Source organism: Kurthia massiliensis, from assembly GCF_000285555.1.
In the GTDB taxonomy this organism is placed as follows: domain Bacteria; phylum Bacillota; class Bacilli; order Bacillales_A; family Planococcaceae; genus Kurthia; species Kurthia massiliensis.
The window spans coordinates 343,701-356,537 of record NZ_HE610997.1; the positions used below are offsets into that span (position 1 = coordinate 343,701).

A 12,837-nucleotide genomic window follows, 5' to 3' on the forward strand; every position below is an offset into this window, starting at 1 on the left:
GTTTCGTTCTTTAAAAAAAGTTAATAATATAGTAGTACATCGCCATTTAAACAGATTTTTACGTCCAAAAACTATAGAAATATGCTATCTCACACCTTTTTTGTACAGGAAATGTATCTTTGTTGTCATTTCTTAAAAAACACTGCTAAAATAGTGGATAGTGAAGGCAAAAAGCCTATGAAGGAGAGAGTTTTCATGAATGAAATCACACACCGTTCAAAAACACGTCCAGTTCGTGTTGGGGACTTAACTATCGGTGGTAATAACGAAGTCATCATTCAAAGTATGACAACAACAAAAACACATGACGTAGAGGCAACAGTTGCAGAAATTCTTCGTTTAGAAGAAGCTGGCTGTCAAATCGTCCGTGTTGCATGTCCAGACGAACGTGCTGCAAATGCATTAGCAGATATTAAAAAGCGCATCCATATTCCGCTTGTAGCGGATATCCACTTCGACTATAAATTAGCACTTAAAGCAATTGAAGCCGGCGTTGATAAAATCCGTATTAACCCAGGTAATATCGGTCGTAAAGAAAAAGTGGAAGCTGTCGTCAATGCAGCAAAAGCAAAAGGTGTGCCAATTCGTATCGGCGTAAACGCTGGTTCTCTAGAACGTAAAATTTTAGAAAAATACGGTTACCCTACTGCAGATGGTATGGTTGAATCTGCACTACACCACATTAAAATTTTAGAAGACCTTGATTTCCATGACATTATCGTGTCAATGAAAGCATCTGACGTCAACTTGGCGATCGAAGCTTATGAAAAAGCGGCGAGAGCATTTGATTACCCGCTTCACTTAGGGATTACAGAATCAGGTACATTATTCTCTGGTACGATTAAATCAGCTGCCGGACTTGGTGCGATTCTTTCTAAAGGTATCGGTAATACGTTACGTATTTCATTATCTGCAGACCCTGTTGAAGAAATCAAAGTTGCACGTGAGTTATTAAAAACATTCGGCTTAGCATCTAATATTCCAACATTAATTTCTTGTCCTACTTGCGGTCGTATTGAAATCGATTTAATTTCAATCGCCAACGAAGTAGAAGAATACTTACAAACAATTAAAGCACCGATTAAAGTATCTGTACTAGGTTGTGCTGTAAACGGTCCTGGTGAAGCACGTGAAGCAGATATCGGTATTGCTGGTGCACGTGGTGAAGGTTTATTATTCCGCCACGGTAAAACCGTTCGTAAAGTACCTGAAGCAACAATGGTTGAAGAACTGAAAAAAGAAATCGATATTCTTGCTGAAGAATATTACGCAAAACAAGCTGCTAAAAAAGCTGCGCAACAGTAATATCACAGGAGGCAATCGATGAGTAAACAATATAGCTTTGGGATCGATATCGATGGAACTGTCACAACACAAGAATTTATGATTCCTTATATTAATAAATACTTTAAAACGAATGTGACACTTGAAGATTTTACAGAATACAATTTATTGAATGTTTTACCGATCGATGCAAAAGCATTCGAGAAGTGGTTTTTAGCAACAGAGATTGAAATGTATACGAATCCACCAATTCAACAACATGCATTACAAACGCTCACAAAATGGCATCCACATGCTTCATTAAACTATATTACGGCGCGTCAAAACAATTCACTTGATGTGACGAACAATTGGTTTAAACAAACGAAATTGCCAATCGATACGTTAAACATTGTCGGCAATACAAGTAAAGTACTTGCTGCGAAAGAACATCATGTTGATTTATTTTTCGAGGATAAGTATGAAAATGCGATTCAGTTGCATGAAGAGCTAAACATTCCAATTATTTTATTCGATGCACCATACAATCGCTTAACATTGCCAAAAGACGTCGTACGCGTCCATAACTGGCAAGAAGCTGAACAATGGGTTGCTAAAGAGTTCGGTATTTAACAAACATATTTCACATACATGAAAAAAGAGCTTGCGCAAATGCGCAGGCTCTTTTTTTAAATAGAGATCGAATTCGATTATTTAATCGATTTGCTGTACGTTTTACCGTTTGCAGCATAATATAATTTCTTACCTTGAACGTATAAATTGGTACTAAATTTTTTATCTAAAATTTTCAATGATTTGCCGTTTGTTTTAATACTTGCTAAATAACCAGCATTTGAATAGTTACTAAAATAAAGTTTTTTGTTGTAATACGCTAAATATTGCACGCGAACTGCGGCAACGCGCTTATGTTTTTTCTTTTTCATATCGTATGAATAAAGTTGTTGCTTTTGTTTATTATTCGCATAATAAATCGTATTGCCGTTCATGACTGCCGAAGATGTATCTTTTAAAAAGTCATATTTCGTATCCGTTGCAGCTGGATATAAACTTGGATTTGTCGCGACGTGGTCTTTATTGAACGTTTTATCACTTAATAAAAAGTATTGATACGATACCGTATGCGCACGATTCGGAACGGGATCATTCCACGTGACGTCTAAGTTATACCATTTTCCGTCCACTTTTACTTTGTTCCAAGCGTGCTCCTCTGAGCCACCACTACGATTGTAGCCAATACCAACGACGTAACGAACGTCCATGCCCATCGCTTTTAACAATGTATACGCAGCTGTTGCATAACCTTGGCACACTGCTTGTTTATTCTTTAACAATCCATACGCTGTATAACGATCTTCCGTTGTGCCACCATATGTCGTATTTAATACTAAATATTCATTCACTGCTTTCACACGTGCAAAATCAGTTTTGTTATTTTTTTAATCGTTGCCGCTACTTTTTTAAGTTGGGCATCTGCTTGTTGCTTCTTTGCTTTTGTCGTAAAATAGTCAATTTGTAAATTAAAAGTTGCTGATATAGGTTTCCCGTTCATCGTTTTCAATGAAGAACTCGTAGAAACACTTTTTAGCACACCTAAAATATCATCATTATTGCTCCCAATAGACATAGAAATTGGCGTGATATTACGATAAATAGATTCGACGTCACTGCCTGTATATGTAATTTGCAATGAACTGTCCGCATTGGTCATCGCTTGCTGAATCGCTTTTTCTAAACTATCTTTATCGTTTACATCTATAGCAGATGCAGTAGAAGCGAGCGGTGCACACATAAGCATGACCGAGGCTGCCAAACCCGTTAGCCACTTCGACTTTTTCATATTGATCGACCCCTTTAACAATTAAAAAATACGCCTATTAGCACATACTTATTTTATAAACATTTCTTTAGAATCATAATTTATTTCTATTATGTACCATATTGTCATATGGTGTCAATGAACCGAATTAGAGCTTTACACTTAATTCTTTTAATAAATAATGCGTTTTTTATCACTTTTCTTTTACAATTAAGTCATTAATCTTAGTAAAATTACTATTTTTATAACAAATATACTTGCGCAGTCATATTTTCTTAATTCTATATACAAAAAAGGACCTAACATATAAATTCAGGTCCTAAAGCACACTCTTATTACTTTTGGCATTGTGGACATTTGCCATAAATCTCAAATTTATGTCCTTCAATTTCATAGCCGGGTATCTGTTCTTGTAAAAAGTCCATCGGGCATAAATGAATTTCGCGAATACTGCCACATTCCATACAAATAAAGTGATGATGGTGATGTTCCGTTTCACAATGCATCCGGAAATGCTTTTCACCAGACAATTCAGTTTCTTCTAAAATACCGAGGCCAACGAACGTAGATAAGTTGCGGTAGATCGTATCGTAGCTCATCCCTGGGTAGTCCTTTTTCATAACATCTAATAAGTCGCGTGCTGTTAAATACTTTTCACTATCTGCAAACATTTCTAAAATTTGCTCACGTTTATCTGTCTTCTTAAAGCCTTGCTCCTTTAAAACTTCCCATGCTTTTGCTACATTCATGGTCTACTACTCCTTTCAAGCTGTACGCTTCGTGCTTATTTTTTTCATAAGCATGACGATTAATAAAATAATAATCGATGTCACAACAATTGTACCACCGGGTGCTAAATTTAAATAAAATGCTGAAACGAGACCAATCAATACGGCTGTTTCCCCAAATACAATGGCATATACAATCGTCTGTTTAAAACTTTTCGCCATACGAATCGCTGCTGCGACCGGCAATGTGATTAGTGATGAAACGAGTAAAATGCCGACGATACGCATACTTGCCGCAATGACAAGTGCGGTAATGACCATAAATAGCATATGTACTAGTTTCGTGCGAAGACCACTTGCTGTGGCAAACTCATTATCAAATGATGACACGAACAACTCTTTATAAAATAAGAAAATAAATAACAAGACGACAACTGCAATCATAACGACAATCCATAAATCTTGGCGGCTTACTGCAGATACCGAGCCGAATAAATAACTAAATAAATCGGTGCTAAAGCCTTGTGCGAGTGAAATGAAAATCGCACTTAAGCCGAGACCTGCTGACATAATAATCGGAATGGCAAGCTCTTCAAAGTGCTTATACACCCCGCGCAATTTTTCAATTAACAATGAACCACCGACCGCTGCTGCAATCCCTAAATAAAGCGGATTAAGTAGTGCAAGTGCAGTAAACGTTTGTGATAAATATAAACTTCCTGCGATACCTGCAAGCGTTACATGGCTTAGGGCATCTGCAATTAGTGATAATCTTCGAACGACGATAAAAACGCCGAGAAGTGGTGCGAGTACGCCGATAATCATACCTGATAAAAAAGCATTCTGTAAAAAATCATATTGGAAAATAGATGCGATCATCGTGCGTCCTCCTGTTCAACCGAATAGCTATACCAAGCGCTCACTTGTTCTTTCGTTAGCGCTTCGTAGCCTTCTTTCGGGCCATAATAATGAATTTTCCCATTCAAGCAAGCGACATCTGTCACTGCATTTTCGATGACGTTCATATCGTGCGTCACGATCAGTAATGTCATACCTGCTTGATTGAGTTTTTCCATTAGCGCATAAAAAATCGCGACATTTTCTTTATCGATACCGACAGTCGGTTCATCTAAAATCAACATTTTCGGCTTTGCAATGAGCGCACGTGCGATAAATACGCGTTGTTGTTGCCCACCTGATAACTCACCAATATTACGATTTAAATATGGGTACATATCAACCGCTTCTAATGCTTCTTGAATGAGTGCATCTTGATTTTTCGCTTTTCGTTTAAAAAGGCCGAGCTTTTTTGTTAGACCACTTGCAACGACTTCTTTTACCGTTGCTGGAAAACCTCCGTTAAAAGCATTCGCTTTTTGAGAGACGTATCCGATCCATTCACGTTTTTTAAATTTTGAGGCATCTTCACCGAATAGTGTGATACGGCCTGTTGTTGGTTTTAATAAGCCGAGCATAATTTTTAGTAGTGTTGACTTCCCAGAACCATTTGGACCAAGCAACGCGACGTAATCGCCCTCATGAATCGTGAGCGATAACTGGCTTAATACTTTTGTATAGTCATATTGAAATGATATATTTTGCAACTCGATCAAGGGCTGCTTTATCATATACTTCTCTTCTTTCTAATTCAGAATCGTTACGATTTACAACGATTTAGTATAACAAAAAAAGAATCGCTTGTAAAGTAAAAGTTCTTGTAACAAAAAAAGATCGAGTAATTTCACTCGATCTTCGTTCATTAACGCAATGCATCAATTTGTTCTGGCTTGAATTGACCTGTACGTAACATCTCAATTTCGTATAAATAAGGGGCTTTCGTCTTTTTCTTATCCGCGCCGACCCAAGGTGTTTCTAAAATTTTCGGTACGTTTTCAAAAGCTTCGTGATGTACAACACGGTGCAATGCATCAAAACCGATATGGCCGAAGCCGATGTTTTCATGGCGGTCTTTATGAGCGCCGCGTTCGTTTTTACTATCGTTGATGTGTAGCACTTTAATATTGTTTAAACCGATGTAATGTTCAAATTCAGCTAGTACACCATCTAAATCGTTTACGATATCGTAGCCTGCATCGTGAATGTGGCACGTATCCATACATACAGATAAACGGTGATTGTTATGAACACCATCAAAAATGCGTGCAAGTTCTTCAAACGTACGACCACATTCAGAGCCTTTTCCTGCCATCGTTTCTAAAGCGATTTGTACTGGTGCATCTACTGTTAGCACTTCATTTAAACCTTCAATAATTTTAGCAATCCCTGCCTCAGCACCTGCTCCAACGTGCGCACCTGGGTGTAAAACGATTTGACGTGCACCGAGCGCAACCGTACGTTCGATTTCTTTTTGTAAAAATTCAACGCCTAATTCAAAGACGCTCGGTTTTGTCGTATTACCAAGATTAATAATGTACGGTGCATGCACGACAAGTTCTTGAATACCGTGCTCTTCCATATGTAATTGTCCTGGTACGATATTTAATTCATTAATATCTTTACGGCGCGTATTTTGCGGTGCACCTGTATAAATCATCATCGCTGAAGCGTTATAAGAAGCCGCTTCTTCACTAGAACCTAACAACATTTTTTTGCCACTCATTGAAACGTGTGAACCAATTAACATATCATATCCTCCAATACTAACGAAAACGGAGAATCGACACTAATCGATTCTCCGTTTCGTGTTTCTTCTATTTAATTATAGCAATTTATCACAATTGACGGTAAGCGATTAGCCTCGGTTACGCGCACGTTTACGACGTTCTTTTTTCTTGATTTTGTCCATTTCCCAACGCATATTACGTTTGTAACCTGGTTTTACTTTTTTCGGTTTGCGGACTTTAGATTTTGCGATACGATCGATTTCATCTTCTTTACGTTCACGTTTTTCACGTGCGTGACGTTCTTTCATATCAACGAATTCACCGTTTTTAATATCTTTCGGTTGGAACGTGATGCCGAATTTTTCGACTTCAACGATACGTGCTTCTTCAGATGGTTCGAAAATTGTAATCGCAACACCTTTGTTTCCAGCACGTGCTGTACGACCGACACGGTGAACAAAGAATTCTAAATCTTGTGGAAGTTCGTAGTTAATAACGTGTGATACGCCTGGAATATCAATACCACGTGCAGCTAAATCTGTTGCAACGATGTATTGGAATTCAAGATCGCGTACTTGTTTCATCATTTTTTTACGTTCACGTGGTGTTAAGTCACCGTGAATACGACCTGCTTTAATACCGTTATGGCCTAAGAAGTTCGCTACGTAGTCTGCTTGTTTACGTGTATTCACGAAAATAATCCCTAAATAAGGATTGATGACTTTTGTAATATCTAATAAACGTTCGTTTTTAGATTTAGAACGTGTTGGCACTAAGTAGAACTCTAAGTTTTCAGCTACTGGGCGTTTATCGTTCATCTCGATGTGCACAGGTGATGTCATATATTTGCGTAAAAATGGTTGTAAACTTTCTGGTACTGTTGCAGAGAACACATACATTTCAAGGTCTTCTGGCATTTGACCAGCAAATTGATCGATTTCTTCAATAAAACCTAAATCAAAGGCTAAATCTGCTTCGTCGACTACAAGCATTTCAACTGTATGAACAAGTAACGCTTGTTCGTTCACTAAATCGCGAATACGTCCTGGTGTCCCTACGACGATTTGAGGTTGCGTTTTTAGTTTATCGATTGAGCGTTGTTTATCCGTACCACCGATGAATAGTTTTGTATGAATATTTGTACCTTCAACTAATTTTGAAAGTTCGATGTGAATTTGTGTTGCTAATTCACGTGTTGGTGCAGCGATAACTGCTTGCACTTCTTGTTTGTCAGCATTGACACGTTGAGCAATCGGGATTAAGAAACTATGTGTTTTACCCGTACCTGTATGTGCTTGTCCAATGGCGCTTTTACCTTTTAAAATTAACGGAATCATTTCTTTTTGAATTGGTGTTGGTTCCGTAAAGCCTAATTTCGCGATGGCATCGCGTAAAAATGGTTGGAATTGATAATCTGTATACTTTGACATTTCGTCACTCCTTACTTCATTCCCTCATTGTAACATGCTTTTGCTCTATAATCCATTTACCGATTATCGCATTTTTGTACATTTTACGTCGGAAAATAGTTAAAATGACAAAACTTTGTATAACCGAAAAACGTTCGATATAATAGAACTGAAGAATTAGGCTATCATATAGCACGTTTATAGCCTTTACTCGAAAGGGGTTAACTCATGAAAGTCACAAAAATTACACCACGTGGATATTGCTACGGTGTCGTCGATGCGATGGTCATTGCACGCAACGCCGCTCTAGATAAATCATTGCCACGTCCGATTTACATTTTAGGCATGATCGTTCATAACAAGCACGTTACTGATGCATTCGAACAAGATGGTATCATCACATTAGACGGTCCAAACCGTATGGAAATTTTAAATCAAGTTGAAACAGGTACTGTTATTTTTACAGCACACGGCGTTTCTCCAGAAGTACGCGAATTAGCACGTAAAAAAGGCTTAGTGTCTATCGATGCGACTTGCCCAGACGTAACGGTCACACATACACTGATCGAACAAAAAACAGCTGAAGGCTACGACATTATTTACATCGGTAAAAAAGGTCACCCAGAGCCAGAAGGTGCCATCGGTGTTGCACCAGACCGCGTTCACTTAGTACAAAACTTAGCAGATATCGAAGAATTAAACTTAACGAACGATAAATTGCTTGTCACAAACCAAACGACGATGAGTCAATGGGATGTTATGAGTTTAATGGAAACGTTAAAACTAAAATTCCCAACAATCGAAGTACACGAAGAAATTTGCTTAGCAACACAAGTGCGTCAAGAAGCTGTTGCCAATCAAGCTGGTGCTGCAGACTTACTAATCGTTGTCGGCGATCCTCGTAGTAACAACTCGAACCGCCTTACACAAGTTTCTGAAGAAATCGCACATACAAAATCTTACCGCATCGCAGATTTATCAGAATTACAATTAGAATGGTTAGAAGGCGTTGAAAACGTCGCTGTTACAGCGGGTGCTTCTACACCAACACCAATCGTCAAAGAAGTCATTAAATTTTTAGACCAATTCGACCCAGAAGATCCTGCGACGCATGTCATTGAACGTCACGTCACATTAGATAAAATTTTACCGAAAATTAAAGCACCAAAACCTGTAGAACGTATCGAACCATATTAATGCATCAAAAAACAGCCTTGCGATTGCGAGGCTGTTTTTATGTTGTTTAAATAAATTGGAATGGTTCTGTTGAAAGTGTCGACGCGATAAATGTCACATCAAGTTTTTGTGCGTCGCAAAGCGTTGTCATTTTACGGACAACCCCTTCTTTCATCACACTTTCTACGTGGTGACCTGGGTCAACAACGTGAAGACCGATTGCTTCCGCATCTTGTGCTACGTGGAAATATAAATCGCCCGTCACATATACGTCTGCGCCAGCGCGTTTTGCTGCTTGTACGTATTTATTACCGTCTCCGCCAAGTACTGCCACTTTTTCAACAGTATCTTGTAAGTCGCCGACAACACGTACTGCAGGCACGTGTAAACTTTGCTTCACGTGTTCTGCAAACGCTTGTAATGTCATTTTTTCTGGCAATGTACCAATGCGACCTAAGCCCATCGTTTTTGCCGGTGTTTCTAGTGGATATAAATCAAATGCTACTTCTTCATATGGATGCGCATTAAACATTGCGCGTAATACTTTATTTTTCGCCGTTTCTGGCACGACAACTTCTACTTTTACTTCTGGCTCTATATGGAGTTTGCCAACAGCACCCGCAAAAGGTGTTGCACCGTCTTGAGCACGGTAGCGACCTTCTCCGCTTGAAGTAAAGCTACAGCTATCGTAAAGACCGATATGGCCTGCGCCAGCACCCGCTAGCGCTTGTCGTACAGCGTCCGCTTCATTTAATGGCACGAATACAGCCAATTTATACATCGTTTCCTCATAGCTCGGAATGAGCACTTGTCGTTGTTGAATGTTTAACGCATCTGCTAATAAATCATTGACGCCACCTTCTGCAACGTCTAAATTCGTATGCGCCGCGTAAACCGCAATATCATGTTTAATTAATTTTTCGAATAGCTGCCCTTGCGGTGTATCTGTACGCAAGTTTGCAAGCTTTCTAAAAATCGGAGGGTGATGCGCAATAATGAGCTCACAACCTTGTGCAATCGCTTCATCGACAACGGCTAAGTTGACGTCAAGTGTGACTAATACTTTCGTTACTGCTTTGTTTAACGTACCAACGGCCAAACCGATCGGATCGTTTTCCATTGCGGCGATCTTTTTCGGTGACCAACTTTCAAAAATTTGAATAATTTGTTGACCATTCGTTTGTTTCACTATGCAAGAACTCCTTTAACTGCGTCAATTTGTGCAAGTAGCTGTGCTTTTTTCTCAAGAATCGCAGGTGTTTGCTCTGCTTTTTCCATATGTTTCAACACATTATGCCACTGTTCCATTTCATGTGTCCATTTCTCAACGAATACAGCATTGCGTTCTGCCATTAATTTTTGGCCTAGCAATAATTCTAATGATGATAATGGTTGTTGACCACGTTCAAGCACTAAAATTTCGTAAATTTTACCGTCTTCTTTAATGATTGCTTCATCGACAATCATCCAATCGTTCGCAACGGCCCATTCACGGATTGCAATCGCATGAATATTCGGTTGTAAAATTAAACGTTCTACACCTTCAAGACGTGACGGTGCATGGTTTAAAATAGAAGCGATTAACGGACCACCCATACCAGCAATCGTAATTGCTGTAACGCCATCAGCTCGTTCAATAGCTTCTAAACCGTTTGCTAGGCGCACTGTAATGTTGTTTGTTAAACCTTCTCGTTTTACTTCTTGGCAAGCTGACTCGTAAGGACCTTTTACGACCTCACCTGCGACAGCTTTATTAATAATTCCTTGATTCACTAAATAACATGGTAAATATGCATGATCGGAACCAATATCGGCAACGACTGCTTCTTGTGGAACGAAAGCAGCAACTGTTGCTAATCGTTTTGATAATTTTTGGGCATTCATAAAAAAACGTGCCCTCCCTTCGATAATATTGTAACGAATTTCACATCGTTTTCATAGCGTTTCAACGTCACAAAAAATAAAACCCATGTACGAATACATGGGCGCTATTACCATTATAAGAAAAAGCCAAATAAAATGATCACGACAAGTCCTAAGTACCCAGAAATCGTAAAATAAATTAAACGCATTTTTGTACCGGAAATGAGCCATAACAAGCAGTTGGCAATCAGTACGCTATACATGATGAGCGTATTGTCTGGTGCAAACATACTGACGAGTCGTACGCTGAGCGCAAAAATTAACAATGCCCCTACTGCATACGTTAACGTTTTCATTAATTTTGTTGATGTACCTTTAAACGTCACATATAAAATGACAGCAATCGCTAAGACGCTCATGCCAACTGGTATTGCGATATATTTTGCACTTAATGCATACATCGCCACAATAATCGATAACGCAAGAAACGCACAAACGACATATAGTAACCACGATTTTATATTCGGGCGTGTTTTCGTTCGCGACGTCTCTTCCGCCTCACCACCACCTGTGTAAAGGGTTGTTAGGAAATCACAATAATGCTCTGGTAAGAGTTTATTTTTTTTCCAAAAATCAATTTCATTTAAAATGGTCTCTTTTTTTTCCTCTTGCAATGTGCTTCCCCCACTACAGATTGGATTTTTTAGACATTCTCTTCATACTTATATCATCGGCATAGTCCTTTTGAACTTTAACAATCATTAAAAAAAGCCCCCATATTGGGAGCTTTTCAAGACGCTTATTCTAAGAAATCTTTTAAACGTTTACTGCGAGAAGGGTGACGTAATTTACGTAAAGCTTTCGCTTCGATTTGACGAATACGTTCGCGTGTTACGCCGAATACTTTACCGACTTCTTCTAGTGTACGTGTACGACCATCATCTAAACCGAAACGTAAGCGTAATACGTTTTCTTCACGGTCTGTTAATGTGTCTAAAACGTCTTCTAATTGCTCTTTTAATAATTCGTAAGCAGCGTGATCTGCTGGAGATTGTGCTTCAGAATCTTCAATGAAATCACCTAAGTGAGAGTCATCTTCTTCACCGATTGGTGTTTCTAATGATACAGGCTCTTGTGCGATTTTTAAGATTTCACGAACTTTTTCTGGTGTTAAATCCATTTCTTCACCGATTTCTTCCGGTGTTGGTTCGCGGCCTAAATCTTGTAATAATTGACGTTGTACACGGATTAATTTGTTGATTGTTTCAACCATGTGTACAGGAATACGAATTGTACGTGCTTGGTCAGCGATTGCACGTGTAATTGCTTGACGGATCCACCAAGTAGCATAAGTTGAGAATTTGAAACCTTTACGGTAATCGAATTTTTCAACCGCTTTAATAAGCCCCATGTTACCTTCTTGGATTAAGTCAAGGAATAGCATGCCCCGACCTACATAGCGTTTGGCGATACTTACAACTAAACGTAAGTTTGCTTCAGCTAAACGTTTACGCGCTTCCTCATCACCTTGCTCGATACGTTCTGCAAGTGCAATTTCTTCTGCTGCTGAAAGTAAGTCAACACGACCGATTTCTTTTAAGTACATACGAACCGGGTCGTTAATTTTTACACCTGGTGGCACACTTAAATCATTCAAGTCAAACGTTTCTTCCGCTTCTTTTAGAAGTGGTTCAAGATCTGAATCTTTATCACCGTTTAATTCGATGTTGTTTGCTTCTAATTTGTCGATAAATTCTTCGACTTGATCGGCTTCCATTTCGTATGTTTGCAATTTATCTGCAATTTCTGCATACGTTAATTCACCATTTTTTTTACCTGCTTCAAGCAAGCTTTTTTTCATTTCCTCTAAAGTGTGTTCTTGTTCTGCCTTAGTAGCTTTTGTAGTACGTTTAGACTTTTCTGCCATTAGGTGTATT

The 12,837-nt window shown here is 38.7% G+C and carries 14 protein-coding genes; 3 read left to right on the forward strand and 11 right to left on the reverse strand.

Translation table 11 applies throughout. The annotated features are described in order from the left end of the window. Nucleotides 1–195: 195 nt before the first annotated feature. Entirely contained in the window at nt 196–1,305 is a 1,110-nt protein-coding gene (gene ispG, locus KMHG_RS06060; RefSeq protein ID WP_010287923.1) for a flavodoxin-dependent (E)-4-hydroxy-3-methylbut-2-enyl-diphosphate synthase, read from the forward strand. A gap of 18 nt (nt 1,306–1,323) precedes the next feature. Beyond that, nucleotides 1,324–1,896 carry a 5' nucleotidase, NT5C type gene (locus KMHG_RS06065; RefSeq protein WP_010287924.1) on the forward strand — a complete coding sequence of 191 codons (573 nt, stop codon included), beginning with the start codon at nt 1,324–1,326 and terminating at the stop codon, nt 1,894–1,896. A gap of 77 nt (nt 1,897–1,973) precedes the next feature. On the opposite strand, the gene KMHG_RS17425 is transcribed toward KMHG_RS06065, so the two are convergent. From KMHG_RS17425 to KMHG_RS06095, 7 genes are all read right to left on the reverse strand, one after another. Next, nucleotides 1,974–2,684 (reverse strand): transglutaminase domain-containing protein, encoded by a 711-nt coding sequence (locus KMHG_RS17425; RefSeq protein WP_161601006.1) that lies wholly within the window; start codon nt 2,682–2,684, stop codon nt 1,974–1,976. Nucleotides 2,685–2,689: 5 nt separating this feature from the next. Beyond that, nucleotides 2,690–3,121, reverse strand: coding sequence for a hypothetical protein (locus KMHG_RS17430; protein WP_010287926.1), 432 nt, complete (start codon nt 3,119–3,121; stop codon nt 2,690–2,692). 314 nt (nt 3,122–3,435) lie between these two features. Continuing rightward, nucleotides 3,436–3,849: a Fur family transcriptional regulator gene (locus KMHG_RS06075; RefSeq protein WP_010287930.1), complete on the reverse strand. Its 414-nt coding sequence runs from the start codon at nt 3,847–3,849 to the stop codon at nt 3,436–3,438. Nucleotides 3,850–3,864: 15 nt separating this feature from the next. Continuing rightward, complete coding sequence (locus KMHG_RS06080; protein WP_010287932.1) at nt 3,865–4,707, reverse strand: metal ABC transporter permease; 843 nt, start codon at nt 4,705–4,707, stop codon at nt 3,865–3,867. Further along, entirely contained in the window at nt 4,704–5,453 is a 750-nt protein-coding gene (locus KMHG_RS06085) for a metal ABC transporter ATP-binding protein (protein ID WP_026022016.1), read from the reverse strand. The genes KMHG_RS06080 and KMHG_RS06085 overlap by 4 nt, the downstream gene beginning before the upstream one ends. A 134-nt stretch (nt 5,454–5,587) precedes the next feature. After that, a complete protein-coding gene (locus KMHG_RS06090) occupies nt 5,588–6,472 on the reverse strand; it encodes a deoxyribonuclease IV (protein ID WP_010287935.1) in 885 nt (294 codons plus the stop codon). 108 nt (nt 6,473–6,580) lie between these two features. After that, nucleotides 6,581–7,882, reverse strand: a complete 1,302-nt coding sequence (locus KMHG_RS06095) for a DEAD/DEAH box helicase (protein ID WP_010287936.1) — start codon at nt 7,880–7,882, stop codon at nt 6,581–6,583. 207 nt (nt 7,883–8,089) lie between these two features. Here KMHG_RS06095 and KMHG_RS06100 point away from each other — a divergent pair, with 207 nt between their 5' ends. After that, a complete protein-coding gene (locus KMHG_RS06100) occupies nt 8,090–9,058 on the forward strand; it encodes a 4-hydroxy-3-methylbut-2-enyl diphosphate reductase (protein WP_010287937.1) in 969 nt (322 codons plus the stop codon). A gap of 46 nt (nt 9,059–9,104) precedes the next feature. Here KMHG_RS06100 and KMHG_RS06105 read toward each other — a convergent pair whose 3' ends face one another. The 4 genes from KMHG_RS06105 to rpoD form a co-directional block, all read right to left on the reverse strand. Then, complete coding sequence (locus tag KMHG_RS06105; RefSeq protein WP_010287938.1) at nt 9,105–10,226, reverse strand: Nif3-like dinuclear metal center hexameric protein; 1,122 nt, start codon at nt 10,224–10,226, stop codon at nt 9,105–9,107. Then, nucleotides 10,226–10,921, reverse strand: coding sequence for a tRNA (adenine(22)-N(1))-methyltransferase (locus KMHG_RS06110; protein WP_010287940.1), 696 nt, complete (start codon nt 10,919–10,921; stop codon nt 10,226–10,228). The genes KMHG_RS06105 and KMHG_RS06110 overlap by 1 nt, the downstream gene beginning before the upstream one ends. Nucleotides 10,922–11,034: 113 nt before the next feature. Continuing rightward, nucleotides 11,035–11,574: a hypothetical protein gene (locus tag KMHG_RS06115; RefSeq protein ID WP_010287941.1), complete on the reverse strand. Its 540-nt coding sequence runs from the start codon at nt 11,572–11,574 to the stop codon at nt 11,035–11,037. 125 nt (nt 11,575–11,699) lie between these two features. Then, nucleotides 11,700–12,827, reverse strand: coding sequence for an RNA polymerase sigma factor RpoD (gene rpoD / locus KMHG_RS06120; protein WP_010287942.1), 1,128 nt, complete (start codon nt 12,825–12,827; stop codon nt 11,700–11,702). Nucleotides 12,828–12,837: the final 10 nt, after the last annotated feature.